Source organism: Kitasatospora sp. NPDC101157, from assembly GCF_044768255.1.
Taxonomy (GTDB): Bacteria; Actinomycetota; Actinomycetes; order Streptomycetales; family Streptomycetaceae; genus Kitasatospora.
Genome location: NZ_JBIWPL010000013.1, coordinates 1 through 26,019 on the forward strand (window position 1 = coordinate 1; position 26,019 = coordinate 26,019).

Here is a 26,019-nt window from a genome sequence, read left to right on the forward strand (position 1 = left end):
GATCAAGTGGACGCTGGACTACATGAACACCCGCTACGGCAGCCCGAACGCCGCCTGGGCGTTCTGGCAGACCCACCACTGGTACTGAGCCGACCGATTCGCCTCCTCCCCCCGTGCCTCGGGGTCGGACAGGGGCCACCGAGGTGACCACGAGGGCCTGGGCCCGCGCATGCGCGGGCCCAGGCCCTCGTGGTGTTTCCGTCAACCCGCCTCGCCCTCCCGCAGGATCCCTGTCAGATCCGCCTGCGGGGGCTCGGTGCGGGCAGGAGCTCGCACAGGGTCTTCGGGTCGGGTGCGGTCCGTTGGACGGTGCCGTCGGGGCGGACGAGCGCGGCTGTGGTGCGGCCCCGGCGGAGCCAGCGGTGCAGAGCGGTGCCGGTCGAGGTGGTGACCAGCACAGCGCCTCGGTCGTGGATCCCGGCGCGCAGCGCGGGGGTTACGGCTGCGGAGGTGACCAGTGCGTAGCGGCCGGCGGCCAGGTCGTCGAGGCGTCGGCCGTCCGGCAGCGGGGCGTTGGGGCACAGGCGTCCTGCGAGGCCGCGGCCGAGGCGTCGGCGGTCGAGGCGTCGGCGGTCGACCAGGTTCGAGCGGTGCAGGGCCGGGGTCCGGCTGTCGAGGATGCGGCTGCTCAGGCCAGGTACCCGGTGCAGGCGGGTGCGAGGAGGCGGCGCAGGGCGCTGCCGGTGTCCCCGCCGGCGGTCATGGCGGTGCCGATCAGCTTCGCGAGGCCGGTCACCGAGCGGGTGTGGGGTTTGCGTCACCAACGGACCGGAGGCTCAGACGAGTACCCGCCGGGATCGTCCACCGCGCCGCGATCCTGGCCTGCCGGGCGCCGGTCCCGTGCTTCGCGCCGCCGTCGCTCGTCAACCAGCCGGCCTGAACGGACGAGGTGACCACCTGCCGCTCCTCTCCGATCCCCTCCGGCAAGCCGCAGGGGATCGGAGAAAGACAGGACGCGGGGGCGGGTGCGGGGCCAGGGTGGTGGCCATGATGAACGAGGAGCCGGCGTCATACTCGCAACTGCTCACCCCCGAAGAGGAACTCGCCCACGCGAAGCAGCTGTTGAGCCTCCCAGGGACCGTAGTGATCTGCGGCTCCACCCGCTTCATGACCGAGATGACCGAGGCCGATCTTCGGGAGACCAAAGCCGGAAGGATCGCCCCGCTCCCCGCGGGCGGTGCCCCCGGTCCTGCGGAGTGCGCCAACAGTCCTCCGTCACCCTCAAGGGTGAACAGCGAGGAAGTCTCAGCCGATCTGGTCCGGCGGGTCCACCTTGCCGCCCGGACGCGGGAGCGCGGCTCACCCGAAGCGCACCAGCTCGTCGGCGGCTCATTCTGGGCGATGCCTCGGTGGCGACAGGAGCCGCTGTTCATCGCCGAGCGGGACATGTCGCGCGTCACCGTTCCCGATGTCGAGCCCATCGATCCCGACTTCACCGCCTACGTCTCCGCGCGGGCCGAGCCAAGAGCCGAGGCCCAAGGCTGGTCACCGGCCTTGCGCGAGCGGGTGCTGCGAAGCCTGCACCTGCTGACCGCCGTCCACGGTCCGCACGAACGCATCAAGGCCAGCACCGTCGCCACTCTGCCACGCCAGCGAGCCACACGCGCCAGTACCCGGGTTACCGAGGTCCTCGCCCACCTCGACCTCCTCGACGACGACCGCATTGACCCTCTCGACGCGTGGATCCACCGTCGGCTCAGCGACGTGCACCCGGAGATCCGTGCAGAAGCCCTTGTGTGGATCCGCATCGTCCGATACGGCGGGCCCCGTCGCCGTCCCCGCTCGACCGCCACAGTCCGCAACCAGGTTGACGCCTCGGCCCCATTCCTCCTCGATTGCTCGAAGCGCTACCGCACCCTTCGCCAGGTCACGCGCGCCGACCTCACGGAGTGGCTCGCCCATTGCGCATCACCGCACAACGACGCCGTCGCGCTGCGCAACATGTTCAAGACCCTCAAGAGCCAACGGTTGCTGTTCGTCAATCCCGCACGCGGTCTGCGCTTGGGGCCGAAGCCCACCTCCGTGCCCACGCCACTGAGCGCCGAGGCGATCCAAACTCTCGCCGCGGCCGCCGCCACCGACCCCGCTCTCAAGCCGTTGATCGCCCTCATCGGCATTCATGCGCTCTATCCCCACCAGGCCCGAGCACTGCCCTTGGCTGCCATCGACTTCACCGGCGGCCGGCTCTCGTTCGGTGACATCGACCATCCGCTGGATGCCATCACTCGCCAGGCCGCCGCCGACTGCATCCACCTCCGGAACGCACGCTGGCCACCCACCCGCAACCCCCACCTGTTCATCAGTTCGCAGACCGCGCACTCTCGCACACCGGTCACCATCGGCTGGATGCAGCCCCTGCTCAAGGATCTCCCCGTCACCGCACGACGACTTCGCGAGGACCGAATCCTCGAAGAGGCCGCCGTCACCGGCGCCGACCCGCAACACCTTTGCGCGGTATTCAACATCACCCCCGACACCGGACTGCGCTACACCAGGCCATTCCACCTGTAGGCCCCAGGGCTGCGTTAGCAGTGTCGGTCAATCTCTAGCAGTCGGCTAGCAATCTTCCGACGTGCGTTAGCAACGCCTGGCGAGGTGCGACCGGGCGCTCGGGTCACGGCTGGGGTGGTCGCAAGGCGCCGGCGATGACGGTGGTCACCATCTTGCGGACGGCGGCGGTCTGCGGCGGGGCGCTTGTCCGGTCGGCGAACAGCAGGTGCCCGGCCCCGACGAGGGTGGGGGCGAGTGTGTCGATGTCTGCGTCACCGGCCAGGCGCTCCAACTCCCGCTCCGCGGTGAGGTATGCGGCGATCATGGCGGTGCCCTGCATGGCCAGTGGGATGCCGGTCAGACCGGCCTCGCGTAGCCGGGCGCGGAGGCCGTCGCGGAAGGTGATGAGCGCGACGATCGCCACCGTGACCGGACCGAACAGGTCCTGCAGCGCGTCGGCGAGGTTGTCCACCACGCTCCCGGTCCCGGCGGCCGCGCGCAGAGTCGTGGTCCGGTCCTCGATGCCGCGGACGCGATCGAGGACCAGTTCCGCCAGGAAAGCGTCGAAGTCGGCGAAGTGCCGGTGCAGCACACCCTTGGCACAGTTCGCCTCCTCCGTGACCGCTCGGCTGGTCAACGCGTCGGGTCCGTCCCGAAGCAGGACGCGCTCTGCGGCTTCGAACAACTGGCCGCGCACGTTGTGGATGTGCACCCCTGACGGCATCGTCTCCCTTTCTGCGCCGCCCCGACTTAACAAGTGGGCAACCGCCCATTAGTGTGGGCGCATGCCCACTTTACCGCAGGGACAGCCGGACGCATCCGGCCCCGAGCCCCACCGCCACCGGCAGACAGCCGAGTCGTTCGGCGTGGACGCCGAACGCTACGACCGCGCCCGACCGCCGTATCCCCAGGCCCTGGTGGACAGGATCGTCGCGGCCAGCCCCGGCCGGCACGTCCTCGACGTCGGAGCCGGGACCGGCATCGAGGCCCGGCAGTTCCAGGCGGCCGGCTGCACGGTGCTCGGGGTCGAGCCCGACGAGCGGATGGCCGCCTTCGCGCGACGCAGCCACATCGAGGTCGAGGTCGCCAGGTTCGAGGACTGGCAGCCGGCCGGGCGGCAGTTCGACGCCGTCATCGCCGGCACCGCCTGGCACTGGGTGGACCCCGTCGCCGGCGCGGCCAAGGCGGCCCAGGTGCTCCGGCCCGGCGGCCGACTCGCCCCCTTCCACCACGTCCCCCAGCTCCCGGCCGAGGTGATCGACGCCCTCGCCGAAACACTCCAACGCATCGCCCCCGATTCCCCGTTCAACCCCGGCCTGCTAAGAGGCTCGGCCGTGGACGCCTACCAGCCACTGTTCGCGAAAATAGCCGACGGGATCCGGCAGACCGGCAGCTTCAGCGAGCCGGAACAGTGGCGCTTCGCCTGGGAGCGCACCTACTCCCGAGAGGAGTGGCTCGACCAGCTCCCCACTTTCGGTGGCCTCACCCAACTCCCCGCGGACAAAATGGCGGAGATCCTGGACAGCGCCGGGACCGCGATCGACAAGCTCGGCGGCCACGCCACCATGCCCTACACATCCGTCGTGATCACCGCGAACCGCTCCCATACGGCCTGACCACTGCAAACGCCGGGTGTCGCCGAGCGTGAGGAGACTGATGAGCTCGGCGACACCCGCCGGGGAGCGGGGAAAGTTCTCCGGCTTGTTGCACCGGACCTCAGCCCAACGGTCCGTCCCTGCGGGCCACACGATTGCTAAAGGTCAGCCGATCGGCCCACTGCTAACGCAACATGGAATCCGGAGTTTCAGCAGGACCCACTGCTAACGGAGCGGCTCAACCTACACCACCCCGACCCCTTCGACCTCGAATCCGTCGGAACCGAGCCGCACACAGCCGAGGATCCCCGGTGGCAGGGGCCGAGTTCGTGAGGTCGGCGCCTCAGAAATCGCGAACTCAGGCGCTTCGGTCGGCGACTACATCGGAGACAGCACCCGAGCCGAAATCGCCTGCGCCCGGTCGCTGGGCAAGCCCGTGCGCTTCACGCACCCCGAAGTCGACCCTGACGCCTGACCGTCCGGCGTGGTTTCGGCCGCGTCGGCGGTTCGCCGCAGCGACGGGCACGGCTGTCATCGGACAACGACCCGTCCGTGCGTCACCCCCAGATACTCGACCACTTCCCGAGATCGCGACAGCAACGCCGAGCTCACGCCGAGTACGCACAGTGCCACTTGACCGACGGCGAGGAATGCGTTCTCGGGCAGCAGCCACCTCGGCGCGGCCATGCTCGCCAAGACGCTGAGGACCGTGACAACACCGCTGGCCCCGATCATCGACCGGGCGCCGGCGTGCCGCCGCCGGAGCGAGACCGCGGCCGCCGTCGACATGGCCGCCGGTAGGAAGGAGAAGACGATGGCCGCGCCCCACACCACCACGAGGATCCCGCCTGCGAACTGCGCTTCACCGTCATCGGTCGCCGCGATATCGCGAACGAGACGGGCAACGAGCGCCCCCAGCAGCGCCACCACAAGCCCCCACGAAACGGCGAGGACCATCGACAGCCACCGCATGAGCCGGACCACAGGACGTGCACTCAACTGAACTCCCCAACGCTCGACGCCAGGAGCACCGTAGAGCTCACCGAGCGCGCCGCACATGAGTACACGTACTCAGAGCCCAGACCCCAGACCCTAGACCCCGGTGTGCGGTCGTCGTCACCTCAGCCCCGCCGTCTCGCCCGGGTCGATCGGGATGCTGGATCCGGCCTCCGCCGCGCCCGGGTGACATCGACCGGCCGCAGCGGTGCTGGGGGGCTCTGACTGCGCGGGACGGGAGGCACCGGCTCGACCCTCAGCTTCAGGACCGTTCGCGCAACCACCGGCGGTGGCGCCCCCGTTCGCCCGACGGGCCGCCCCCTGGCCAACCAGCAGCGGACCCGCCGGGTCAGCGCGCCCGGCCCCAAACCCGGACCTCGCACCACTGGCGGAAGGTGCGGGGTGCGATGCCGGTGAGGTTGGTGATGTCGTCGGTGACGACTCCGGCGCGTCCGGCACGGAGGAGCTCATTGAGGTCCTGCACGGCTGCGGCCGTCTCGGGCGGGGTGCCCTGCTCGATGCTGTGCTGGGCGAACTGTTCGGGGGTGAGCGGCACGAACTCGATGGTCCGTCCCAGGACGTCGGCGAGGATCTCGACCTGCTCGCGGGCGGTGAGCGCCTGCGGGCCGTTCAGGATGTAGGCGCGGCCGGCGTGGCCGTCCTCGGTGAGGGCGACGGCGGCGACGCGGGCGATGTCGTAGGTGTCGACGGGCACGGTCCTGCCGGGATCGCTGGCGTCGTAAACGCGGCCCTCGTTGCGGATCGTGGGCAGCCACCACGTCGCGTTCGACATCAAGGTGTTGGCGCGCAGGTAGGTGACGTCGAGCCCGGAGTCGCGGAAGACCTGGTCGCGGCCGGCGATCCTGGCTCCGATCACGGGCAGCGGTTCCAGGACGGTACCGATGGAGGACAGCACCACGATCCTGCGCACTCCAGCGGTGCGGGCGGCCTTGATCATGTTCTCGGCCTGTGCGGGCAGCGGGGCGAGCTGCATGAAGAAGACGCCGTCGACGCCGCGGGCGGCCTCGGTCAGGCTCTCGGCGTCGTCCAGGTCGCCGACGGCGATGTCGATGCCGGCCGGGATCAGTTCGGTGCGAGAGGCACTGCGGACCAGGGCCCGCACATGATGGCCCTGCTCGTGGAGCTGGGTGGTCAGGGCGCCGCCGACGTTTCCGGTGGCTCCGATGACGAGGAAGGAGGACATGACGGATCCTTTCGGGATCGAAATGGGTGGTGGAGCGATTGACGAGGCGGCAGAGGCCCGGATGCCAGGGCAGGTCGCCGTCGCGGTCGCGATCGCGGTCGCGGAAGGTTCCGGTCCCGCCGCCCGGTCGGTCAAAGTGTTCGTCCCTGGCTTCCCCTCCTCTCGGGCCCGGATCGAGTCTGGTCCGGGGGAGCCGGGGCAGCCTGGCCCAGGTCGGGCCACCCAAGAAGCCGGACCGCGCGTCGACAATCAGGCCATGAGCACCGAGAATGCAGCAGTGAGCGGAGGACCGGAGCTGGCGACGATGCTGCGCTCCTGGCGCGCCCGGGTCCGCCCGGAAGACGTCGGCTCCCCCTTCGCCCGAGGCACCCGCCGCACCCCGGGGCTGCGCCGCGAGGAGGTCGGCTGGCTGGCCGGTGTCTCGCCCGACTACGTCAAACGCCTCGAACAGGGCCGCGCGCACCCCAGCGCCGACGTCCTGCGGGCCCTCTGCCGCGCACTGCGACTCACCGACGCCGAGTTCACCTTGGCCTGCCGACTCGCCGGCCACGCCGCCGAGCTCGACGGGACCGTCCCCCAGCTGATCGGCCCCAGCGTGCAACGGCTGCTCAGTCGGCTCTCCGACGTGCCGATCGCGGTCTTCGACGCGGCCTGGACCCTGCTGGAGCACAACGACCTGTGGGCGGCCCTGCACGGCGAGACGCGACGCCGCGCCGGCCGCGAGACCAACCTGGTCTGGCGCACCTTTCACGACGACCCCGGCAGGATCCGGCACCCCTCCCCGGAAGACCACCGGGCCTCCCTGGTCGCCGACCTGCGCGACGTCGCCTCCCGCTACCCGGCCGACCGCCGGCTGGCCGCCATGATCAGCGACCTGCGCCGGTCGAACGCCGACTTCGCCCGACTGTGGGACGGCTCCGCCGTCGCGCACCACGTCAGCGGACGCAAGACCATCGACCACCCCCAGCTCGGCGCGATCGAACTCGACTGCGACGTACTCTCCCTCCACGGCGCGGACCTGCGCATCATCGTCTTCACCGCCGCCCCCGACAGCGAAGCCGCCGACAGACTCCGGCTCCTGACCGTCATCGGCCTCCAGGACATGACCTCGCCAACCCCCGGCTCACCCGCCCGTGCGAAGGACCGCGGCCCGGGGACCGTCTGAACCTTGGACACCGCCCCACCACCCGAAGGGTGGGGAACCAAGCCCGGCAGACCGACGAACTGCGCACCTTCCACGAGGACATTGCCAACGAACTGCCCATCACACGCGCCCGCTTCGGCCGGCGCCGAGGCCTCTCCGTCGTCCTCCCGGTAGCACACCAGGCACGTCTCGTCTGTCCCGCGAGTTTCGACGTCCACCCGGACCCGACGGGTGCTTTCGGCACTCCACGGGCGGACCGCTGCCCGACTACCGTTGTTCCGTATGACCCACACTCAGATCGAGGTCACAGCGGAGTTGGTCCGCCACCTGTTGCGTGACCAGCATCCCGACCTGGCCGATCGCCCGGTGAGGCTCGGCGCGCGTGGTTGGGACAACCAGCTGTGGCGGCTCGGCGACGACCTCGCCGTACGGATGCCCTGGGCGACACAGTCCGCCGATGCGCTGCTGCGCAGGGAGCATGCCTGGCTGCCCGCTCTCGCCCCGCACCTTCCGCTGCCGGTCCCCGTTCCGCAGCGTCTCGGCGAGCCCTCCGAGCGGTTTCCGCGGCCCTGGATCGTCACCACCTGGGTGCCGGGTGAGCCCGCCGACCGCGCCCCTGCCACGCGTGCTGCGGACGCGGCCGACAGCTTGGCCGCCTTCCTGACGGCTCTCCACCGACCCGCTCCCCCAGCGGCCCCCCGCGGCCGCGGGGGGCCGCTGGCCGACCACGCCGAGGGCTTCGCCGAGCAACTCGCCTCGGCCACCGACATGGGGCTGATCCCCGACCAGGACGCCGTCCGCGCCGTCTGGGACGACGCCGTTACCGCACCGGACTGGACAGGCCCGGCACTCTGGCTCCACGGCGACCTGCATCCGGCCAACATCCTCACCGCCGACGGCACCTTCTGCGGCGTGATCGACTTCGGCGACCTCTGCGCGGGCGATCCGGCCTGCGATCTCGCCGCCGCGTGGATCCTGCTGCCGGACGGCGCCGCCGACCGCTTCTTCGGGGCCTACCAGCCGTCCCCGGACATCACGACCCTGCGCCGCGCCCGTGGCTGGGCGGTGCTGCGCGCCCTCAGCGGCATCCTCATCGGTGAGGCCGGCATCCACGGGCGCCCCGGCGGCAAGGTCACCTGGGGCCCGCCCGCCCACGCCGCGTTGCGACGACTCGTCGCAACGGTCCGCCGTCCTGATGAGCACGACCCGGTGGCCACCGAGCCCGTGGGGCGGGTCCGGCCACACGGCTGATCTGCCCAATCCCCGGAGCACAGGGCCGACGCCATGAAACCGCTGTCGGCAATCGTCACGGCACTCCGGGCGGCTCTCGTTCTCGCCGCCCAAGGGGCACCGACACGGTTCCGGCCCAGGCCTTGTGACGCTGACACTCTGCGTTATCGAGGATGGCCGGCCACGGAAGGACCTTCGCTATGCCCCCAGAGGCACGGTTCCCCACGGGTCGAGGCCCGTACTGCGCCAGCGGCGCCGGTCCCGCCTGTGGACGAACCGCGAGCCCTCGTAGCACAGATCGCCGATCCAGAAGTCGGGGAGAAGGACGCGCTTGAGTAGAAGGGCGGAGCCGGAGCGCCCGAACATCTGTCGTTTCAGCATCTTGATCCGGTCAACGGCGCCATCAGCCTGTTCGAGCCCTGGAAATCAGATGACCGCAGCTGCCCTCGTCTTCGACAATGGCGCATGTTGATTGAACACTGGCCGCTGTTAGGCCTTCGTCTGAACACTCCCGGCCTGGAACTCCGGCTGCCCACCGACAGCGAGTTGGCCGGCTTGGCCGACCTGGCGGCGGAGGGTGTCCACGAGCCGGACCGCATGCCCTTCCTCGTGCCGTGGACCGACCTCCCTCCCACGGAACGGGCACGCTCGGTGGTGCAGCACCACTGGTTGCGCCGAGGGAACTGGTCGCCGGACAACTGGGCCCTGAACCTGGCCGTCTTCGAAAACGGCCAGGTCGTCGGCCTGCAGACCATCGCCGCCCGCGACTTCGCCGTCCTGCGGGAGGTCACCACCGGCTCCTGGCTCGGCGCGCGACACCAGCGACAAGGCATCGGCACCGAGATGCGCGCCGCCGTCCTGCACCTGGCCTTCGCAGGCCTGGACGCGCTGGAAGCGACATCGGGTGCCTTCGAGGACAACGCCTCCTCGTTCGCCGTGTCGCGGAAGCACGGCTACGAGTCCGACGGCATCGAGCGTCATGTGGTCCGCGGCCGGCCTGTGACGAACAGGCGGCTGAGACTGAAGCGCGACCGCTGGGAGGCGCATGCGCACACCCCCGTCGCGATCAGCGGACTCCTGCCCTGCCTGCCGATGTTCGGACTGCCGAACCAGAGCGGTTCGAATCATCAGCGGTCGGCTGAGCGCTGACAACCAAGGGACGGCGAAAAGACCCGCCGACGGCCGGACCGACCAGACGAGCGTGACGGACCGGGACCGGGCGCCCCAGACCGGAGAGCGCCCGGCCCCACCGACCAACGCGGCCGGCACCAGCCGGACGCCAGGAAGGAAAGCCCGGCGCAGCGACCGGACACACCGGCCAAGGCCACCCCACCCCCACCACAACCACAACCACCGGGCAGGGGCCCAGGAAGACATCGCGCGTGGTCAAGGTCAAGCGGGACGGGTCTTATCGGCGGCCTGGAGTGGTGGGTTGCCAGGCGAGATCGAGTGCGTCGTCGATGGTGGCGGTGCTGGGCTCTTGGGAGCCGCCGAGGGCCGCGTGGCCCAGCAACACCGGTGTCCCGGCCTCCAGCGCATGGGCGATGTCCTGGAGCATCGAGGTCACCGAAGCCCACTGGGGCACGTCCAGGTTCCAGGTCTCGTGGTCCCAGAGGAGTACGGCGCCGTGGGTGTCACCGGGGCGCAGGTCGATGATCAGTCCGTCGCCGCCGGGGCTCAACGCGATCGGCATGAACTCCCGCTGGTAGCGGCTCTCGGGCTGACCGTTCTCGTCGAATGAGTCGCCTTCCTGCTCTGCGACCAGGAGCCAGATCTCATGAGTCTCCAGGGCCTCGTCCAGCGAGACCGGGGCGAACGCGTCCGGAATCCAGTAGCTCACGGTGACGTCGGGCAGCAGCCACCAGGCCCGCAGGTCGGCGGGCAGGGGGAGGCCGAGGTCTGCCTCGAACGCGTCCAAGCGGGCGGCATCCGGCGCCGGTCTCGCCGGGCTCCGTCGGGTGTGCGCAGTGAGCCAGGTACCGACGCGGCTCCAGGAGGTCAGGACGTCGTGATCAGCCGTTGTCATAGCGGGCAGTTTGCCTCACTCGGCGAACCGTTCGTGCGCCGCTACGGCGAGCCCGCCCCTGGCCCCCGGGCGGACCCGTCAACCGAGCTTGGACACCTGGTAGTGGCTGATGTACCAGCGGTCGGCCGCCCGCTTGACCACCAGGCTCAGGTTCACCGTCAGTGTCGGCCGGTCGGTGAACGAGAAGTCGACACTCGTGTAACCGAGCACGACGCCGTCGGCCAGCTGCCGGGTTTCGAGGATCCGGTAGTCGGCGGTCATCCCGAGCGGCTGGGAGCCGTAGTAGTCGGCGATGCCGCGGCGACCGACGGTGTACGGATGGAGGCCCTGGAAGATCGCGTCCTCGGCGAAGCAGGAGGCGACCCGCTCGGGCTGGTGCGCGTCGACGGCCGCTTTCCACTCGTCGAGGATGCCGCGGAGGATCTTCCCGTTGTCCGCTGTGCTGCTCGTGCTGTCCCCTGTGCTGTTCGTCGGAGTCGTGGTGTCGCCGGCGTGGTCGGGGTCGCTCGGGTGGGGCGAGAGCGGGGTGACCTCGTCGGTACGCCAGATGCGCAGCGGCATGGAGGCCAGGACCTCCTCCAGCCGGCCGTCGTCGTCGGCGGCGAAGAGCCCGAGGGTGCGCCACTCGCCCGGTCGCAGGGGAGGGCGCCACAGGCGGAGCAGGTGTCCCTGCGTCGCGAGCTCACGCGCCCGTGCGGCCTCTCGGGCGCGGATGTCCTCGACAGCCTGTTCCGGGGTCCCGTCCGGGACGTGGGTGGTCATCGTGACGAGGAATTCCATGATCACCTCTTTCGGGGAGCCGACCGTACGGGAGCCGCCGTGCGGTTGGCCGACGCGCCTCTCCCAGTCTGCTCCAGCCAGGTCGGGCGGTCCTGACGAGCGAGCCCCAGCCGCCTACTTGGCCTGCCAACCGCTGCCGGCGCCGCTCGCCCCCGGCTGCCGCCGAGCAGCACCCCGACTACACGGCGCACCTGTGCCGTGTCGCGAGCCCTACCCTTGGTGATCAGCCGCACGGCACGAGTCCGGCACTTGCCGACGCACCCGACCGGCCGTTTCGCAGTGCGACCGCCGACCGGCGCCTACCGCATTCCGACAGCCTCCGAGCCGTCCGGATGGGCCACCCCAAGATTGCCGTGTGCGCGTCAATTCTAGGGTGGAGCGGGGTGGAGCATGCGGGTAAACCTGTGCGGTAGAAGCGGAAGAACCCGATCCGCAGTGTGAGTGGACCGCCGTCCTGCCGGATCATCATGGCGAGCGACAGGAGCTGATCCAGAGTCCACCATGCCGGCTGCGTAGGTCAGGACCGGGAGCAGTTGTCGGCGGGTTCCGAGGGCGACCCGGAACCGGCCGAACTCCGGAGGGACAGCCCACGTTCAAGGCCGACCGGGAGGGCCGATCGGACCGAGGGGGATGACCCGGTCGGTGACGGGGATCAGGCAGCGCTGCTCACTGCACGCGCCGAAGCTCACCACCGCCTCAGCCGGCCCGCCGTCGGATCGGCGGACCGGGAGGGTGACGGTGACCGCGCCGTCCGGGTAGACCGGCAGTTCCACGCCCAGGCCCAAGGGGCTGACCGTACGCAGCGGACGATCGGCCCGGGCGACGCCGTCCGCGGCCAGGCCGCCGCGCGCCGTCAGCCGGGTCGGCAGGCCGAGCCCGTCGACCCCGCCGGCCGGCAGGTCAACGCTGTACAGGTGGAACCCGGCCTGCTCGGGGGTGAAGGTGGCGCTGAGCAGTTGCCGCCCGCCCTCCCCGGGCTCAAGGCGCACGGAGACCGTGACCCCGCCGCCGCTGTAGCCGGCGGTGGGGACGGCCGCCGGCGCCGGATCCGCGGCGCAGCCCGCCGCCCCGAGCAGCAGCAGCGTTGCGACCGCCGACCCTGCGCGGGACCGCCCAGCCGGACTCACTTCTGCGACCAGCGCTTGAGGTAGGCGGCGACCGTGTTCGCGCTCATGCTGCGGGCGTTGGAGAACGCGCCGTCGTTGCTCGCGGTGCGCACCGCGCCGTCCGGGGAGAGCACCACCAGCGCGGGAATGCCGCTGAGCTGGAGGTCGACGTACTGGGCCGCCAGGTCGAGGTTGTGGTCGAACCTGCCCACGTCCACGGCCACCACCCGGTAGTCGTCCCGCAGGAGCGGGGCGACCTGCTCGGAGCGGAACAGCTTGTCGAGCACCTTGCAGTCGGGGCACCAGTTGGCCCCGAAGTCGATCAGCACCGGCCGCTGATCGCCGGCCGACAGGGCGAGCGCCGCCTTCAGATCGGCCGCGGCGTCCCGGTTCGGGTCGTACCCGTCCGGCAGCTTCCCGGCCCCGGCGCTCGCGGTCGCCGAGCCCGTCGACGCCGAACTCGTGGTCGCCGAACTCGCGGTCGCCGAGCCCGTCGACGCGGAACTCGCGGGCGCGGCAGCTGCGGTGGCCGTCCCCGTCGGCGCGGCAGTAGGGGGCGTCCCGGCTGCGTCAGCCGCCCCGCCCGTGGCGCTGCCGCCCGAGCCGCAGCCGGTGGTGAGTACGGTCGCCAGGACAGCACTGGCAAGCAGAGCGCGGCGCTGCCGCATGAGTTCCCCCCGATGTCGATCGCTGACCCAGGGAGGATAGCGGGGCCACGGCCTCCGGCCAGCAGCGGTACCTGTTCGAAAGCCGGTGCCGGACGGCCACCCGTCGGCTGTGTCTCGTCGAGGACGGGGCCCTCCCCCACCCCTACGGCCGGGTATTCGGCCCGGGCTGCCCGCACTCGGCGGGCACACCCGATACGGGCTCAGCGTGGCGACGTGGCGGGTCCGGTGTGCCGCCTCGATCAACCGCACGGGCCCCGCAGGCGGGACGGGCGTCATCTCCGGCCCGTTCGACGGCGTCACCAGCGGGCAGCGGGCTCCTGGAGCGGTGGGGGCTCATGGTCCTGCCCGGCGACGCGGGGACGCTGGTGATGACAACCCGGGCCGGGCCCGTCCGTCACACCCGGCTCACCCCGTGTCCGGGTCTGCCCGGCCTCCGGCGCCGGCCCCTCGGGCGGCCGCCGACTCGCTCCGCAACCCGCCGACGAGCGCAGCCAGTTCCGCATAGCCCGGCAGGGGCGGGGTCTCGGACACGAGCCCCAATGATCAACCAGCAGGCCGTCGGGATCAACGCGGTGTGCCAGGGCCACCGACCAGTCACCTACCGTCAAACATCTTCGGCGGGAGAGCGCAGCAGCGATGGCCGGCATCTACGCAGTCACCCCTGATGGACAGCTTATACAGTTCGCCGATATATGTAGCCGTATGACAGAGCGTCCCATGCAGGAGCCCACGCTGCTCCTGCTCACCGCGCTGGCCGATGCCCCCAGGCACGGCTATGCCCTTCTCCGGGAGATCGCCGCGATCTCCGACGGCCGGGTCAGGATGAGAACCGGCACCCTCTACGGCGCTCTCGACCGCCTGCTAGGCCAGGGGCTGATCGAGGTCATCGGTGACGAGGTGGTGGGCGGGCGCGCCCGGCGCACGTACGCGCTCACAGATGGCGGGCAGGCCGCGCTGGCCACCGAGACCGAGCGTCTGCGGGCTGTCGTCGCCGAGGCGCAGCGCCGCCTGTCCACCGCCCGCCCGAGGCTGAGGGGGGCAACCGCGTGACGAATCGTTCGTTGAGGGCCGCGCTGAGCCTGTACCCGGAGTGGTACCGGCACGAGCGCGGCGAGGAGATCACCGCCGTGTACGACTTGGTGGGGCGGGACGGCGGACGGCTGCTGCGCCTGCGCGAACTCGCCGGCATAGCCGGGCACGGCCTGCGCGTGCGGACGGGGCTGACCTCCGGCGGTTTGGCGGGGCAGGTGCTCGCACAGGCGGTGCCGTTCGCACTGGGAGCCGGTCTTGGACTCCGGCTCAGCCTCTCCTGGCTGCTGCAACCCTGGCCGAGCAGCCAGGAGAGCGGCGGTGAGCATGCGTGGCAACTCGCCCTGGTCGCCGTCTGGGCGCTCGCGGTGCTGGCGGCAGTCGCCGGGCGGTGGGGCGCGGCGCGCTGGATCGGCGCGGCGGCCGTGGCCCTCGGCCTGGTGGAGGCGGTGGACAGCTTCCTCTCCGGTTCCCTGTTCGTCCTCGTGGGGTGGGCGAGCGGGCCGCTGCTGTGGCTGGCTCTGCTGCTGATGGCACCGCCGGACCTGCTCAGTGGCCGCCCCCGCCGGACGCTGCCGATGGCGGTCGCGGGTGCGATGCTGTCCTGGCTGCTGCTGCTCGGCCCGGACTATCTGCACACTCCGCTGGTATGGGACCCGAGTTGGCGCCCGCTCCAGCTCCTGCTGGCCGCCCTCCTCCTGCTGGTGGCAAACCGGCGTCGGCTGTGGCCTGCCGGGATGGTCGTCGGCGCACTGCCTCTGCTGCTGACCTTCACTCTGCCGAGCGTCATCAGCTACTGGGAGGGTCCGATCGGCATGCTGGCGGCCGGCGGGTTCGCGGTGGTGCTGCCGTTGCTCGCGCTCCGGCTCATCAGGGCCGTCCGCGCGAAGGACGAACCGCCTGCGGCCGTCTGACCTCGGCGGACGTGGGGGGGGCGGCCCCCCCCCCCGGGTCGCGGGGCTGGGTCGGGGCGGCGGGGGCGGCGGGGGCCGCGCGCGCGCGGGGGCGGCCGGGGGGGGGGGGCCGGGGCCCCCCCCCCCCCCGCGGGGGGGGGGGGGGCCCCCCCCCCACGACGTGGAGCTCGGGCCCGGCGAACGGCTTGGGTGCGGGCCCGAGGGGTGGCAAGGACACGCAAGGCATCGCCGCCCGCAGGGCCGAAGGGAGCACGGTGGAGGTCGCCGTGCGGGCCGGCCACCCGCTGGCCGACCTGGTGGCCTGGACGGGGGCCTGGCCGTGCGTGCGACGGCGACCGCAACTGTGCCCCGGGATCGCGGACCGTCGCCCGCACCCACGGCCACCTCGCCTGGTCCCCGGGCCGACGTCAGCCAGTCGGCCCGGCGGCGCGGTGGCGTCCCCCTGTTCGGCACGCCGTCGCCGTAGCGCCGCTGACCGGGGCGTCGATCCAGCGCGACGAGGCGTTCGAGCGTAGGAGCCGGCCTTCCGCGGCTGTCCACCCCAGGGTTGGCTCCGCCTCCCGGCGGACCACCGGCCGCAGGCCGGCACTCACCTCGGCGGACGCGTACGCGGGCCGGGCGTGTCCGCCGTGGCGGACCAGGGCCGGCCCGCCCGTGGGAGCGGAGGCAACTCAACCGTGGGGTTGGCGGGCGTCTCAACAGCAGGGTCGACGGCCAGTCAGACCGCGCGTGTCACGGTTGGCGTGCCACGGAGAGGGCGAGGCGCCGACGATGGCCGGCGCTACGCGACCGCCCCGGTCCGGGAGACCCGTCAACCGCGAGGGACGGGCACGCCCGGGACCCAGCCTTCGCGCCGTGTTGCGCCACCGACGAGATCCACAGACGAAGGACGGACGGAGGAACGATGAACGGAGGAAGAGTGAAGCGGATCCACCGCCTGCTGGTGATGGTGACCGGCATGCTCGTGCTGGGTGCCGCAGGAGCAGTCGCACCGGCGGATGCAGCGACCGTGGCGACCAGTTCGAGCTGCGCGTCCAGGAGAGACCGGACCCCGCCCGTGCCCCCGTTCCGCTGATCATCGCCGCTCCCGCCGCAGCCCCGGGACGATCAGCGGCGGGTCCCGGCGCTTCCCTCCCCGGTACCAAAGAGGGAAACGCCGGCGATCTCCGCCGCCGGGACTACGACGCCGCCAGGACTACGACGCGACCAGGACTACGACGCGACCAGGACTACGACGCGGCCGGGCGCAGATTCCGCAGCGAGGGCGTGGCCAAACCGGCGATCCCAGCCCCGCAGCCAACGACAGCGCACAGCACGACCGCACTCCTGGCGTCGACCGCGCCCGCGAGCCAGCCCAGCACGTTGTTCGCCACCACCAGCGACAAGCTCTGTACGAGCGTCAGCAACGACTGGACCCGCGACAGATGCGTGTCCGGAGCTTCGGCCAGGACCAGCGGGCCCAGGTGGCACGCGAACATGCCCGACCCCGCACCGATCACCACGGCTGCGACAACGGCCCCGGCAGGAGCCGGAACCACGGCGAGTCCGCCGATTCCCAGCGCGGCGAGCCCGAGGCCCAGGCACGCGCCCACGCCGACCCGGCGCATCGGCCCCAGTCGGGCAGCCAACAGCGCGGCCAGGAGGATCCCGGCCCCCTGCCCGCCAGCGACCAGGCCCGCGGGCCCCGGACCCCACCCGTTCGACCGGGCCAGCAGCGGACCGAGCAGAGCGGCCACCGGCAGCCCCCCGTCGCAGCCGCACCCGTCAGCAACAACGCGGGTCACAGGAGTGGATCCCTCGCCACACGCCTCACCCCGTCGGCGATCCCCGCGAGCAGGCTCTCCGCAGGAGGGGACGGTTGCGCCTCGGCCGCCGGGCGCAACCACACCATGACCGCCAGGACGGCAGCGAAGGTGCCCGCGTCGACCAGGGCCGTCCCGCTCAGGCCCGCGACCGCCACCGACACCGCCCCCAGCGGCGCCCCGAGCAGGGAAGCCACCTGGCCACCGGCCTGCCGCAGGGCCATCGCCCGGGGCAGGTGCTCCTTGCCTACCAGACGGCGCGGCATGGATCCCGTCGCGGGGAGATAGAACGCATCAACGGTACCGACCACGGCGGCGAACCCGAGCAGCATCCACGGGGGTGTCCCCCAGGCCCGGCCCGCCGCGGCCAAGGCGAGTACGGCTGCGAGCATCACCGCATCCCCGGTGATCATCACGCGGCGGGCACCGAAGCGGTCACTCACTGCCCCACCCAGCAGCAGGAGCACGGTCCGCGGCAGGGTGATCGCGGTCAGCACCAGTGCGGCCGTCGGACCGCCGTGAGCACTGGCCGCCCACCCGAGAGCGAAGGAGAGCGCAGCGTCACCGATCAGTGAGGCCCGGGTCCCCGCGAGCCAGAACAGGTACGACCGGGGAAGAGCTGACCGGGAGCAACGGAAGGATGGTGAGCCCACGGATTTCGTGGTGCCGAGTGATGCCATGGCCGCTGACCATAGGGCCCTCCCGTTGGTCGAGGGCCAGCAGCAGGTGACGCACCGTCTGCTGGACAGCGTCCCCGCCGACCACGACACCCGGTCCGAGCCGCCCGCTCCGGAGGCGCGGACGGTGCCGAGGACGACGCGGCACGACGGCGGCCCCGCCCCCCGTCGCGGCCCCTGCCCCTGCCCCTGCCCGTCGCTGCGCTCCCCCGCGAGAGCAAGGACTCCTACATCGCGCGCCTGGTACTGGCCACGTCACCGGGGTCGGTTCCGTCGTGGATGGTCAGTGCTCCGGCGAGGTCGAGGTCGTCGGCGGTGCCGTGTGCGCCGGCGCGGACGAGCAGCACTGCGCCGAGCGCGGTGCTCCAGAACGTCCTGGCTTCCACGTTGAGCGGTCGACGGGTCCTCCAGCCGCGACTGTCGATGAGCTGGCTCACGAAGCGCTCGGACTGCCGGAACAGCAACTGGAGGTGCTGGTCGACCACGGAGGCGAGTTCGGGCTTGGAGATCCCGGCGGCGAGCGCTCGCGTGACCGACGGGAGCGAGGGCATGGCCAGTACGGCGCGGGCGATGTTGCGCCGGAATGTCGCCGCATCGGGGGCTTGGCGACCGATGCGTTCGATCCGTCGGGCGTCGTGCAGCAAGCCGAGGAAGGCGGCGTGCACGAGGAGCGAGTCCTTGGAGCCGAAGTGGTAGGTGACCTGGTTGGGGAAGACGCCTGCCGCGTTCGCGATCTCCGCGACGCTCACTTCGGCGCCGGGCCGCTCCTTGCAGAGCCGTGCAGTTGCCTCGATCAGCCGACGCCTCGTCGCGCGACCGCGGTCACGCGACCGAGCCGACGTTGATCGTTCCTCGGTTCGCTTCTTCTCCACAGCGAAATTGTATGTGATACAACAGGGCCGTTCGCTTGTATCGCATACAAGAAGGGTTGAGGGGCATGCACCGGACTGAAGTCGTCGTGACCGGACTCGGCGCGATCACACCACTCGGGGCGGACGTGGCGTCCACCTGGGAGGCTCTGCTGGCCGGCGAGTCGGGCATCCGCGGGGACGTCCTGCGCGGCCACGAGGACGTCCGTCTTCCCGATACCGTCGCGGGGACGATGGCGATCGACCCCGCCGAGTTGCTGCCACCGGTACAGGCCAGGCGGCTCGACCGCTCGCAGCAGGCGGCCCTCATCGCGGCGGCCGAGGCCTGGGCCGACGCCGGCGCCCCGGAGGTGGACCCGGATCGGCTCGCCACGGCGATCGGCACGGGCATCGGCGGGATAGGGACGCTGCTGAAGGAGGACGACGCACTGGAAGCGGCCGGGGCCCGGCGCGTCTCGCCACGCACGGTCCCGATGCTCATGCCCAATGCGGCGGCAGCGCTGATCAGCATCGAGTACGGCGCACGGGCCGGGGTCTACACGCCCGTCTCGGCGTGCTCCTCCGGTGCCGAGGCGATCGCTCTGGGGGCCAGGCTCATCCGGGCCGGCGAGGCGGACGTGGTCATCGCGGGCGGGGCCGAGGCCGCAACCACCCCGATCACCGTCGCCAGCTTCACCCAGGCACAAGCACTGTCGAGGCACACCGCCGAACCCGCCTCGGCGTCACGGCCGTTCGCCGCGGACCGCAGTGGATTCGTCCTCGGCGAAGGCGCCGCTGTCATGGTGCTCGAAAGCGCCGAGCATGCCGGCGCCCGGGGGGCGCGCGTCCACGCGGTGCTCGCGGGCGCCGGCATCGCCGCCGACGCCCACCACATCACGGCGCCCGCTCCCGACGGCTCCGGTCAGATCTCCGCCATGCGCAAGGCCCTCGCGCAAGCCGGTCTGGCTCCCGAGCGGATCAGCCACATCAACGCCCACGCCACCGGAACTCCGGTCGGCGACATCGCCGAGGCACACGCGATCAGGGAGGTCTTCGGCCACGCCACCGTGACGGCCCCCAAGGCCGCGCTCGGTCATCTCTTCGGCGCGGCCGGCGCGATCGAAGCACTCATCGCCGTCCTCAGCGTGGAGCACGGTGTCATCCCACCGACCCGAACCTCACCGAGGCCGGTGTCGATCCCGACATCGATCTCGATGTCGTCGCAGAGCGACGAGACGTCCCCCAGGAGGCCGTGCTCAGCAACTCCTTCGGCTTCGGTGGGCAGAACGTCTCGCTCGTCGTCACCGGTACGCGGCAGCACGCGTCCCGTACGGCCTCGACGACACCGTGACCGACGCGACCGCACCGTAGAACCGACAACACGGCGAGACGGCGAGACGGCGGCAGGGTCTTGGGAGACCAGGGCCGAGAAGCCTGCCGCCGACCGACCCCCGACCGGCACCCCTGACCGCTGCACCCGCGAGCTGCGCGGGAGACGTCGCTCTCCCGCCCGGTCCGGTCAGAAGACCACCGAGCGCTGACCGGGGTCGACCGGCCCCTCCCCCGAGGGGGCCGGGCGACCCCGGTGGTCCGGGTGCCCGGCGGATCAGACGGCCGGCGGCGGCAGGTGGCGCAGCCGGCTGACGGGGGAGACGGCCAGCGGGACGAGCATCAGGGCCGAGCCGACGGCGATCGCGGCGAGTCCCCTCGTACTCTGACGGTTGGGACGGCGGCCGGCTGACTGCTTGAACTCTGCCATCGCGCGCCCACCCGCGTCACGGGCGTCCGCCTGCGCGGCACGCTGGTCCGGGACAGGGGCTGCCCTGGCTTGCCGACGCCACCGTGGTGATCGCCCCAGACGCAGGGAGACCGTCGGCTTGGTGGCGCTGGAGGCCATGAGCGTCGGTACATCGGTCGTCGCCTTCCGGGTCGGACACCTGCCCGCCCTGATCAGCCCGAGCGTCAACGCGCGCACCCGGACACCCGGCGGACCAGGATCGCCGAGCGCGGGACCCACAGGTCAACCCACCGACAGACGATCAGTACCGGTGTTGGCTCAGCTCTCGCGCCGAGTGGTCGGCCAGGGGATCTCCTGGAGAACGTCCTCGGGAGTCGGCACCGCGTCCGGGTAGTGACGGCGGATCTCCCGGACCACCGAGGCATCCGCGGTGCAGAGGTCCCAGCTCGTGCTGTCGAACTCCCGCAGCACCACCCTCAACTCGTCACCTGCGTACCCCGCGAAGTCGGCGTCAACGAACTGAAGGTCCGGCGAGACCAGGGCCAGTAGCTCCAGGGTGCCGATCCCGGCACCGGAGGAAGCCTTCTCGATCTCGGCGAACCTGGTGACCAGTCGAGCATCGTCGATCCGCACCTTCCAGGTGAGACCGAGCCCGAAGTTCCCGAGGCGCACAAGGAGTTCCGCCAGCGTGACGTAGTACCGGCTGGAGGCGTGGCCCTGCCCAGGAAGACGGTCCCGCCAGGCCGCGAACGTGATCGACTGAAATGCATCAGGGGGCCGTGCCATCGATGCGGGCTCCGTTCGCTTGCGAGGATCAGCGGGCTCTCACATCATGATCTTCCTCAACCGCAGCTGCAGATCGTTTTGAAACCGTCAGTCAGGCCCTCCCGGGTGTCCGGGAGGGCCTGGGGGCGTTCTGCGCCACCCGCCACGAGGACGGAGGTCAGGCGGCGGCGGTGGGAAGGCCGGCCTCGACCCAGTCCTGGATGCCCTCCCGGTACTTGCGCACATTGGTGTAGCCGAGGGCGAGGAGCCGGTCGGCGACCTGTCCGCTGTTGGGGCACGCAGGGTTGGAGCAGTAGGTGACGATCGCGGCGTCGCGGTCGGGGAGCACGGTGGCCGCCCGGGCGTCGACGTCGGCCGGGATCAGCTCCACAGCGCCGGGCAGGTGCTGTCGGGCGTAGTACTCGCCGCCGAGGGCATCCACGACGGTCACGGTCCCGCCTTCTATCGCTGCCGCCAGCTCGTCTCGGGTGATGAGGGGGGTCATGCCACTACCTCCGGGGGAATCGGACTACAGTCCACTTATGACCCGAGACGATAACGGACTGCGGTCCGTTTCTGCAATGCCGATGCCGCTGGAACTGCTGCGGACGAAGCCGCCCAAGGAGCGGGCGGACGCGGCCCGGAACCGGGCCGCGGTGCTGGAGGCGGCCGCCAGGCTGTTCGCCCGGCACGGCGTCGAGGCGGTGTCCATGGATCAGGTCGCCGCAGCCGCCGGCGTCGGCAAGGGGACCCTCTTCCGCCGGTTCGGGGACAAGTCCGGGCTGGCCACCGCCCTCCTGGACGCCCGCGAGCGCGTGCTGCAGGAAGCGGTCCTGCACGGCCCTCCCCCGCTCGGCCCCGGGGCTCCGGCCGAAGAACGCCTCACCGCGTTCGTCAACGCCTACTTCGACTACCTGCTGGAACACCTGGCGCTGGTCCGGATGTCCGAGACCTCCAGTCCCGGAGCCAGGTACAGGATCGGGGCCTACCGGTTCTGGCACCGCCATGTGGCGATCCTGCTCGCCGGCACCCCCGACCCCGACGACACCGCCCACGCCCTGCTCGCCGCCCTGGGAGCCGAGCACGTCGCGGCCCTCCTGCCGGAACTCGGCGAACAGCGGATGCGTGCCGGCCTGCTCCGCCTCGCCCGGGCCATGACGTGACAACCACCCCGCCGGCACCCCGCCGGCACCCCCGTCGGCCGGGGAGGTCGACCGACCCCTCGACGGCCCGGGGACCTCGACCGACCCCTCGACGGCCCGGGGAGCTCGACCGACCCCTCGACGCGCGTGGTGACGGCCGACCAGGTCCTATTCGCGGATGCCTGCGGCTTCGATCGCCCGCCGACGGGTTGCCCGTGCGGTCGCTTGTGACGCGGTGACCACGGTGACGAGGGCGCAGAGCGCGATGGTCCCTTCGATCCGGGTCCACGGGATCACCGTCGGTGCGCCGGTCACGAGCCTGCTCAGCGAGACGTGCTGGGTCGCCGCGGCGAGGCCGGTCGCCACGGCGGCGAGCACGGTGCCGACGACCACCGCGACGGCCGCCTCGGCCGCGGCCACCTTCACGATCTGCCTGCGCACCGCACCGGCCAGCCCGAGCAGGGCGAACTCCCGCCGGCGCCCGGCCACCGCCATGACCAGGGTGTTGGCGACCGCGATCAGCGCGTAGGCCAGCGCGATCCCCAGGATGATCACCGCCGCGTTGTCCGTCTGTTCTGCGGCGTGCGCGCGCTGGGCCTCCAGGTAGGCGTCGTACGTCACGACGTGTGCGCCGGAGCCGGCCAGCGCCTGGTTCACTGCGGCGGTCTGCTGCTCGTCGAGCGGCCGGCCCGTGCCCGTCCGCGAGTCGAGGTAGACCCGGTCGGGCACCATCGCGCCGGTCAGCGACGCGGACAGGTAGGTGTCGTCGCCGTTCAGGCCGCGTTCGACGACGGCTGCGATGACGGTCGGGACCCGCGCGCCGGTCGGCAGCAGGGTGACCACCTCGTCCCCGGCCGAGAGGCTGTCGGACCGGGCCGCGTGCTCGTCGATGACCAGGAAGTTCTCGGGCAGCGAGGTGAGCGAGCCGGAGAGCACCGGCGGCGTGACGGTGGTGCCCAGCGCGGACGCGGGTACCGCGTTCGTGGTCAACGAGTCGATCTGGTCGCCCTTCGCGGTGCCGATCCGGATGTTCATCGAGGTGACCGGGGTGGCCCGGATCCCGGGCACGGCCGCCAGTTTCTCCAGCGTCCGCGCGTCGATCCCCAACCCGCCGGGCACCACCACGTCGGCCGCGTGGATCTCCTGCTGCTGGCGGGCGAGCACCACGGCGTCGCCCGACTCCTGGGTCGTCAGCAGGGTGGCGACCAGCCCTACTGCCACCACGATCGGCGCCACCGTGGCGGCCGTACGCCGCCGGGAGGTGAGGATGTTCTCGCGCACCAGCAGCGGGCCGGCCTTGGCCGAGCCGCGCAGCGGGCCGATCAGGAGCCGGGTGACCGGCCGCAGCAGGATCGGCGCCAGCAGGGTGACCGCGCCGACGTACAGCACCGGGACCATCTCGTACTTGCGGGCGCTGGCCGCCAGGTACGGCTCGCTCCGGGCGATGACGGTCCCCGCCGCGACCGCGCCGATCAGCATCCCGATCCCCAGCAGCCAGCGGATCGGTGTCATCACGCGGCGCTCCACCGCGCTCTCGCGCAGCACCTCGATCGGCCGGATCAGCGAGACCCGGACCAGGGTGGCGGCCGAGCCGGCCAGCGCCGCGGCCACTCCGATGACGAAGGAGACCAGCAGCGGCAGGGGGTCGAAGGGGATGGTGAACCAGGACGGGGCCACGTTGTGGTCGAGCATCCAGGAGCGCAGCGGCACGGTGCCCAGCGGGGCGAGGACGCAGCCGGCGACGGCTGCCGCCAGGCCGATCAGCAGTGCCTCGCCGAGGACCATGCGCCGCACCTGCCGGGGCGCGGCACCCACCAGCCGCATCAGGGCCAGTTCACGGCGGCGCTGCTCGGTGGCGAAGGCGAAGGTCGCGACGACGACGAACACCGCGACGCACACCGCCAGTCCGGTGGTGCTGCCCGCCATCGCCTGGGCGTTGGCCAGGGCATGGGCGCCGCCGGTGGAGTCGGGGTCGAGCAGGGTCCGGTCGTCACCGGTGAGGACCAGGGCCCGGCCGCCCAGGAGGGCGGACAGCTGCTCGGCGTTCTGGTCGGTGACCAGGGTGTTGACGCCGGGCGACAGGCGCTCGGCCTCGGCGTCGCTGAAGAAGACCGCGTTCTCGAACCAGAGCGCGTCGGTGACTCCCACCACCCGGTAGTGGCCGGCGCCCTTGGAGGTGGCGGCCTGGGTCTGACCCTCGATCAGCGACCGGTCACCGCCGCCGACGACGATCTCGTCCGGGGCCTGCGGCGCCCGCCCGGCCGCCAGGTGGTAGCCCGCGAAGGCGGCCGAGGACCAGGGATGGCCGGTCGTCGCCGCGGAACCGGGGTCCAGCCGCACCGGGAAGCTGCGGTCGGGCGTGGCCTTGCCCGCCGCGCTCACCTTCGCCACGACCTCGGCCGGCAGCACCGCCGGCGCCTTCACAGGACGCCCCTCGAAGCCCTGCGGCGCGACCACCACCCGGGCTTCCTTGAACCGCTGCGGCCCCGGGTGCGGCGTGCCGAAGGTGGCCGCCAGGGTCAGCGTCATCATGCCGGTCATCGTCGTGCCGAGCGCGAGGGCGAGGAAGGCACCCACGAAGCCCGTCAATCGGTGACGCAGGGTGGCTGCGGCGATCTTCAGCACGGGTTCGTCCCGTTTCCGCCGGGCTCCAACGCGGCCATCCGCAGGGCCACGCCCTCGGCCGTCGGCTCGAACAGCTCGCCGGTCACCCGGCCATCGGCGAGGAAGACCACCCGCTGCGAGTACGAGGCGGCCACCGGGTCGTGCGTGACCATGATCACCGTCTGCCCGTGCTCCTCGACGACGCCGCGCAGCACCGCCAGGACCTCCCGCGCGGTACGCGAATCCAGCGCGCCGGTCGGCTCGTCCGCGAAGATCACCTTGGGCCTGGTCACCAGCGCACGCGCGATGGCGACCCGCTGCTGCTGACCTCCCGACAGCTCGGCGGGCCGGTGCCCGCCACGCTCGGCCAGGCCCACCCGCGCCAGCCCCCGGTCGATCGCCGCCGGGTCGATCTCCCGGCCGGCCAACCGCAACGGCAGCTCGACGTTCTGGCGGGCCGTCAGCGCCGGGATGAGGTTGAAGGACTGGAAGACGAACCCCATGTGCTCGCGGCGCAGCTCGGTCAGGGCGCGCTCGGAGAGCTCGTGCAGCGGCGCACCGTCGAGCAGGACCCGGCCCGCGTCGACCCGGTCGAGGCCCGCCGCACACTGGAGCAGCGTCGACTTGCCCGAACCCGAGGGGCCCATGATCGCGGTGAAGGTACCCGCCTCGAAGTCGACGTCCACCCCGTCGAGCGCCTGCACCCGGTTGTCGCCGCGGCCGTACGTCTTGTGCACGGCGGTGAGGCGGACGATGTCGCCCGCCCTTTCCGCACGGACGAAGGCCGGGCTCGAAGCCCGTGCCGGTAGAGCCTTGTTCCGGAACACTCGCTCGCCTTTTCCCTGGGGCATCGGTCGGGGGCATCGGCCACCCGCCGCACCGACGCTAGGGCCGTTCGGGGCGCCCACGCCTCCGGGCTGCCCCTGATCCCCACCCTGAGGAATCCCTGACCTGCCCGGGCGACGACCGTGCGGCGCGGACGCCCGCAGCCCGTGACCGGCGGCCGGGTGCTGTTCGTTCCGTGGGCATCGAACGCGGTCCGGTTCGGGTGCCTTCCGAATCAGCCGGAGCGGGAGGTCGACCGCTGGGCCGCTGGGCGGGTGGCGCAGGAACAACGGGCGGCCGGCAGCGCGGCACGGGCGCGAGGCCCGAACGCGGCCGCGGGGGGGGGGGGGGGGGGCCGCCGGGGCGCGCCCCCCCGCCGGGGGCCCCCGGCCCCCGCCGCGGGGGGGGGACGGGGGGGGACAGGGGGACGCGCGCC

24 protein-coding genes and 3 pseudogenes are annotated in these 26,019 nt (G+C 71.9%); 10 read left to right on the forward strand and 17 right to left on the reverse strand.

Annotation, left to right across the window (positions count from 1 at the left end; genetic code table 11):
- A pseudogene (locus ACIRVF_RS24005) lies at window positions 1-88 on the forward strand (lytic transglycosylase domain-containing protein); the annotation flags it as partial.
- 145 nt (window positions 89-233) lie between these two features.
- Here ACIRVF_RS24005 and ACIRVF_RS24010 read toward each other — a convergent pair.
- A complete protein-coding gene (locus tag ACIRVF_RS24010) occupies window positions 234-398 on the reverse strand; it encodes a hypothetical protein (protein WP_402821297.1) in 165 nt (54 codons plus the stop codon).
- 589 nt (window positions 399-987) lie between these two features.
- Between ACIRVF_RS24010 and ACIRVF_RS24015 the strand changes: the two genes are divergently transcribed.
- A complete protein-coding gene (locus ACIRVF_RS24015) occupies window positions 988-2,511 on the forward strand; it encodes a hypothetical protein (RefSeq protein WP_402821300.1) in 1,524 nt (507 codons plus the stop codon).
- Window positions 2,512-2,614: 103 nt separating this feature from the next.
- Here the strand turns inward: ACIRVF_RS24015 and ACIRVF_RS24020 are convergent, their stop codons facing one another.
- Entirely contained in the window at window positions 2,615-3,202 is a 588-nt protein-coding gene (locus ACIRVF_RS24020) for a TetR/AcrR family transcriptional regulator (protein ID WP_402821303.1), read from the reverse strand.
- 73 nt (window positions 3,203-3,275) lie between these two features.
- Between ACIRVF_RS24020 and ACIRVF_RS24025 the strand changes: the two genes are divergently transcribed.
- On the forward strand, window positions 3,276-4,106 hold the full coding sequence (locus ACIRVF_RS24025; protein WP_402821306.1) for a class I SAM-dependent methyltransferase: 831 nt from the start codon (window positions 3,276-3,278) through the stop codon (window positions 4,104-4,106).
- Between the two features lie 510 nt (window positions 4,107-4,616).
- Here the strand turns inward: ACIRVF_RS24025 and ACIRVF_RS24030 are convergent.
- Both ACIRVF_RS24030 and ACIRVF_RS24035 read right to left on the reverse strand, forming a co-directional pair.
- Window positions 4,617-5,042, reverse strand: a complete 426-nt coding sequence (locus tag ACIRVF_RS24030) for a hypothetical protein (RefSeq protein ID WP_402821309.1) — start codon at window positions 5,040-5,042, stop codon at window positions 4,617-4,619.
- Window positions 5,043-5,430: 388 nt separating this feature from the next.
- Entirely contained in the window at window positions 5,431-6,285 is an 855-nt protein-coding gene (locus ACIRVF_RS24035; protein ID WP_402821312.1) for an NAD(P)H-binding protein, read from the reverse strand.
- A gap of 256 nt (window positions 6,286-6,541) precedes the next feature.
- Between ACIRVF_RS24035 and ACIRVF_RS24040 the strand changes: the two genes are divergently transcribed.
- The 3 genes from ACIRVF_RS24040 to ACIRVF_RS24050 all read left to right on the forward strand — a co-directional run bounded on the left by ACIRVF_RS24040 (window position 6,542) and on the right by ACIRVF_RS24050 (window position 9,808).
- The gene (locus ACIRVF_RS24040; RefSeq protein ID WP_402821315.1) at window positions 6,542-7,450 is read left to right on the forward strand and encodes a helix-turn-helix domain-containing protein; all 909 of its coding nucleotides are present in this window, start codon (window positions 6,542-6,544) and stop codon (window positions 7,448-7,450) included.
- Between the two features lie 261 nt (window positions 7,451-7,711).
- Window positions 7,712-8,680 carry an aminoglycoside phosphotransferase family protein gene (locus ACIRVF_RS24045; RefSeq protein WP_402821318.1) on the forward strand — a complete coding sequence of 323 codons (969 nt, stop codon included), beginning with the start codon at window positions 7,712-7,714 and terminating at the stop codon, window positions 8,678-8,680.
- Window positions 8,681-9,124: 444 nt separating this feature from the next.
- Window positions 9,125-9,808, forward strand: coding sequence for a GNAT family N-acetyltransferase (locus ACIRVF_RS24050; protein WP_402821321.1), 684 nt, complete (start codon window positions 9,125-9,127; stop codon window positions 9,806-9,808).
- A 259-nt stretch (window positions 9,809-10,067) separates the two neighbouring features.
- On the opposite strand, the gene ACIRVF_RS24055 is transcribed toward ACIRVF_RS24050, so the two are convergent.
- The 5 genes and pseudogenes from ACIRVF_RS24055 to ACIRVF_RS24075 form a co-directional block, all read right to left on the reverse strand.
- Window positions 10,068-10,577 carry an SMI1/KNR4 family protein gene (locus tag ACIRVF_RS24055; RefSeq protein WP_402821324.1) on the reverse strand — a complete coding sequence of 170 codons (510 nt, stop codon included), beginning with the start codon at window positions 10,575-10,577 and terminating at the stop codon, window positions 10,068-10,070.
- A gap of 186 nt (window positions 10,578-10,763) precedes the next feature.
- Window positions 10,764-11,108, reverse strand: coding sequence for an SgcJ/EcaC family oxidoreductase (locus tag ACIRVF_RS24060; protein WP_402821849.1), 345 nt, complete (start codon window positions 11,106-11,108; stop codon window positions 10,764-10,766).
- A 90-nt stretch (window positions 11,109-11,198) separates the two neighbouring features.
- Window positions 11,199-11,465 (reverse strand): annotated as a pseudogene (locus ACIRVF_RS24065) (muconolactone Delta-isomerase family protein); the annotation flags it as partial.
- Window positions 11,466-12,058: 593 nt separating this feature from the next.
- Window positions 12,059-12,592: a hypothetical protein gene (locus tag ACIRVF_RS24070; protein ID WP_402821327.1), complete on the reverse strand. Its 534-nt coding sequence runs from the start codon at window positions 12,590-12,592 to the stop codon at window positions 12,059-12,061.
- On the reverse strand, window positions 12,589-13,239 hold the full coding sequence (locus ACIRVF_RS24075; protein WP_402821330.1) for a thioredoxin family protein: 651 nt from the start codon (window positions 13,237-13,239) through the stop codon (window positions 12,589-12,591). Before ACIRVF_RS24075 ends, ACIRVF_RS24070 begins: the two co-directional genes overlap by 4 nt.
- 702 nt (window positions 13,240-13,941) lie before the next feature.
- On the opposite strand from ACIRVF_RS24075, the gene ACIRVF_RS24080 reads away from it, so the two are divergent.
- Both ACIRVF_RS24080 and ACIRVF_RS24085 read left to right on the forward strand, forming a co-directional pair.
- Entirely contained in the window at window positions 13,942-14,289 is a 348-nt protein-coding gene (locus ACIRVF_RS24080; protein ID WP_402821333.1) for a PadR family transcriptional regulator, read from the forward strand.
- Window positions 14,286-15,182 carry a hypothetical protein gene (locus ACIRVF_RS24085; RefSeq protein ID WP_402821336.1) on the forward strand — a complete coding sequence of 299 codons (897 nt, stop codon included), beginning with the start codon at window positions 14,286-14,288 and terminating at the stop codon, window positions 15,180-15,182. Before ACIRVF_RS24080 ends, ACIRVF_RS24085 begins: the two co-directional genes overlap by 4 nt.
- A gap of 1,229 nt (window positions 15,183-16,411) precedes the next feature.
- On the opposite strand, the gene ACIRVF_RS24090 is transcribed toward ACIRVF_RS24085, so the two are convergent.
- From ACIRVF_RS24090 to ACIRVF_RS24100, 3 genes are all read right to left on the reverse strand, one after another.
- Entirely contained in the window at window positions 16,412-16,918 is a 507-nt protein-coding gene (locus tag ACIRVF_RS24090; RefSeq protein ID WP_402821339.1) for a hypothetical protein, read from the reverse strand.
- Between the two features lie 44 nt (window positions 16,919-16,962).
- Window positions 16,963-17,664, reverse strand: a complete 702-nt coding sequence (locus tag ACIRVF_RS24095; RefSeq protein WP_402821342.1) for an MFS transporter — start codon at window positions 17,662-17,664, stop codon at window positions 16,963-16,965.
- Between the two features lie 224 nt (window positions 17,665-17,888).
- Complete coding sequence (locus tag ACIRVF_RS24100; RefSeq protein WP_402821344.1) at window positions 17,889-18,533, reverse strand: TetR/AcrR family transcriptional regulator C-terminal domain-containing protein; 645 nt, start codon at window positions 18,531-18,533, stop codon at window positions 17,889-17,891.
- A gap of 65 nt (window positions 18,534-18,598) precedes the next feature.
- Between ACIRVF_RS24100 and ACIRVF_RS24105 the strand changes: the two are divergent.
- Window positions 18,599-19,860, forward strand: a pseudogene (locus ACIRVF_RS24105) (beta-ketoacyl-[acyl-carrier-protein] synthase family protein).
- Between the two features lie 255 nt (window positions 19,861-20,115).
- On the opposite strand, the gene ACIRVF_RS24110 reads toward ACIRVF_RS24105, so the two are convergent.
- The 3 genes from ACIRVF_RS24110 to ACIRVF_RS24120 all read right to left on the reverse strand — a co-directional run bounded on the left by ACIRVF_RS24110 (window position 20,116) and on the right by ACIRVF_RS24120 (window position 21,517).
- Window positions 20,116-20,268: a hypothetical protein gene (locus ACIRVF_RS24110; protein WP_402821347.1), complete on the reverse strand. Its 153-nt coding sequence runs from the start codon at window positions 20,266-20,268 to the stop codon at window positions 20,116-20,118.
- 297 nt (window positions 20,269-20,565) lie between these two features.
- Window positions 20,566-21,033, reverse strand: a complete 468-nt coding sequence (locus tag ACIRVF_RS24115; protein ID WP_402821350.1) for a hypothetical protein — start codon at window positions 21,031-21,033, stop codon at window positions 20,566-20,568.
- A 157-nt stretch (window positions 21,034-21,190) separates the two neighbouring features.
- Window positions 21,191-21,517 carry a rhodanese-like domain-containing protein gene (locus tag ACIRVF_RS24120; protein WP_402821353.1) on the reverse strand — a complete coding sequence of 109 codons (327 nt, stop codon included), beginning with the start codon at window positions 21,515-21,517 and terminating at the stop codon, window positions 21,191-21,193.
- 37 nt (window positions 21,518-21,554) lie between these two features.
- On the opposite strand from ACIRVF_RS24120, the gene ACIRVF_RS24125 reads away from it, so the two are divergent.
- Window positions 21,555-22,175: a TetR/AcrR family transcriptional regulator gene (locus tag ACIRVF_RS24125; protein WP_402821356.1), complete on the forward strand. Its 621-nt coding sequence runs from the start codon at window positions 21,555-21,557 to the stop codon at window positions 22,173-22,175.
- Between the two features lie 147 nt (window positions 22,176-22,322).
- Here the strand turns inward: ACIRVF_RS24125 and ACIRVF_RS24130 are convergent, their stop codons facing one another.
- Together ACIRVF_RS24130 and ACIRVF_RS24135 are read right to left on the reverse strand one after the other, a co-directional pair.
- Window positions 22,323-24,779: an FtsX-like permease family protein gene (locus ACIRVF_RS24130; RefSeq protein WP_402821359.1), complete on the reverse strand. Its 2,457-nt coding sequence runs from the start codon at window positions 24,777-24,779 to the stop codon at window positions 22,323-22,325.
- Entirely contained in the window at window positions 24,773-25,495 is a 723-nt protein-coding gene (locus ACIRVF_RS24135) for an ABC transporter ATP-binding protein (protein WP_402821362.1), read from the reverse strand. Before ACIRVF_RS24135 ends, ACIRVF_RS24130 begins: the two co-directional genes overlap by 7 nt.
- Window positions 25,496-26,019: the final 524 nt, after the last annotated feature.